Annotated in this window: 2 protein-coding genes; both read right to left on the bottom strand. The window is 43.0% G+C overall.

What is annotated here, in order from left to right; genetic code table 11:
- Nucleotides 1-351: Arm DNA-binding domain-containing protein (locus BQ7483_RS00050; RefSeq protein WP_235847273.1), on the bottom strand; the 351-nt coding region annotated here is incomplete at its 3' end.
- A 20-nt stretch (nucleotides 352-371) separates the two neighbouring features.
- Nucleotides 372-1,277, bottom strand: a 906-nt coding sequence (locus tag BQ7483_RS00045; protein WP_072544389.1) for a site-specific integrase, incomplete at its 5' end; no start/stop codon positions are given.

The raw sequence follows: 1,277 nt of genomic DNA, 5'->3' as shown, positions 1-1,277 counted from the left end.
CGGTTTCTGACCGACTCCCATCACGGCATTCTTTACCTGCTCTGCCGTAATAAATCCCAGACTGTTCTTAATCCGCCTGTAATGCTCCTTGATTTCTTTGGTCAGATCATCAATAGCCCGGTTGACGGTAATGGCATTCTCACTGCGGCCGTCAGCCCGTCCTTTTTCAGGATTCCAGATGGCCGGATTGACGGATACTTTCGTTCCTATCTGTTCCCATTTGGCATCTATGCTTATCTTGCACAGCAACTGGCACGTTCCATCCTTACGGACTTTGGTGCGGTTTATATAAAACAGTATCGCAAATGTACTGCGACGTTTGATTTCCATATTGTCAGTATTTCTTTTCATAATCCTATTTTTTGCCATTGTCAAATAACTACAGAAAACCGCTCAGCAATTATTTTATCCAATGCTTTCGTATCTGTATCTATCTTATTGTCTGTCACCTTTGCGTAATGCTGTGTGGTCTCAATACGACTGTGCCCCAACATCTTGCTGACCGTTTCAAGCGGTACGCCATGGGAAAGTGTAATTTCTGTCGCATAGGTATGACGGGCTGCATGGAAGACCAGCTTACGTCCTATACCGCAAATTTCGGCGATGCGTTTCAGATAACGATTCAATGAACTGTTGGAATACATGGGGAGAAGCTTTCCTTCAGGAGCCATATCGCGGTATTTTTCAATAATATGGAACGGCAGTTCCATAAGCGGTATTTCAAAATCTACACCGGTTTTCTTGCGAGAACTCCTGATCCACCAGGTACCATCTTCCGCGAGAGAAAGGTTTTCATTTGTCAGCAGACACATGTCGCTATAGGGAATACCCGTATAACAGGAAAACAGGAACATATCTCTCACATGATAAAGAATCTGATCATGGAGAGGTGTTGTCATAATCCTATTCAATTCTTCGGAGGTGAGATATTTCTGTTCCGGTTTCGGATGTACCGGTTCATATCCGACAAACGGGAATACTGTTATTATACCGTCAGCAATAGCTTCTCCGACAATTGTTTTCAGTTGGACGGTAAGATTGACTATTGTGCCTGAAGCCAGACAACATTCCGTACGTAGATACAAGTCATATTTTTCAATGAAGGAACGGTCCAATGCGGCAAAAGGGATATCTGACAGCTTATATTGCATCTGTAAAAAACGTACCAGATGATTGTAGGAATTGCGGTAAGCCCTCAATGTCTTTTCCGTACGATTGATCCCAACGCGTTTCTCGAAATTTCTAATGAAAAGTCTGAAATAGCTTAATAGGGTTTC

This window comes from Mediterranea massiliensis (assembly GCF_900128475.1).
Classification (GTDB): Bacteria; Bacteroidota; Bacteroidia; order Bacteroidales; family Bacteroidaceae; genus Bacteroides; species Bacteroides massiliensis_E.
The sequence above is the reverse complement of the archived record's forward strand: the minus strand, read 5'-3'. Positions and strand labels throughout refer to the sequence as shown.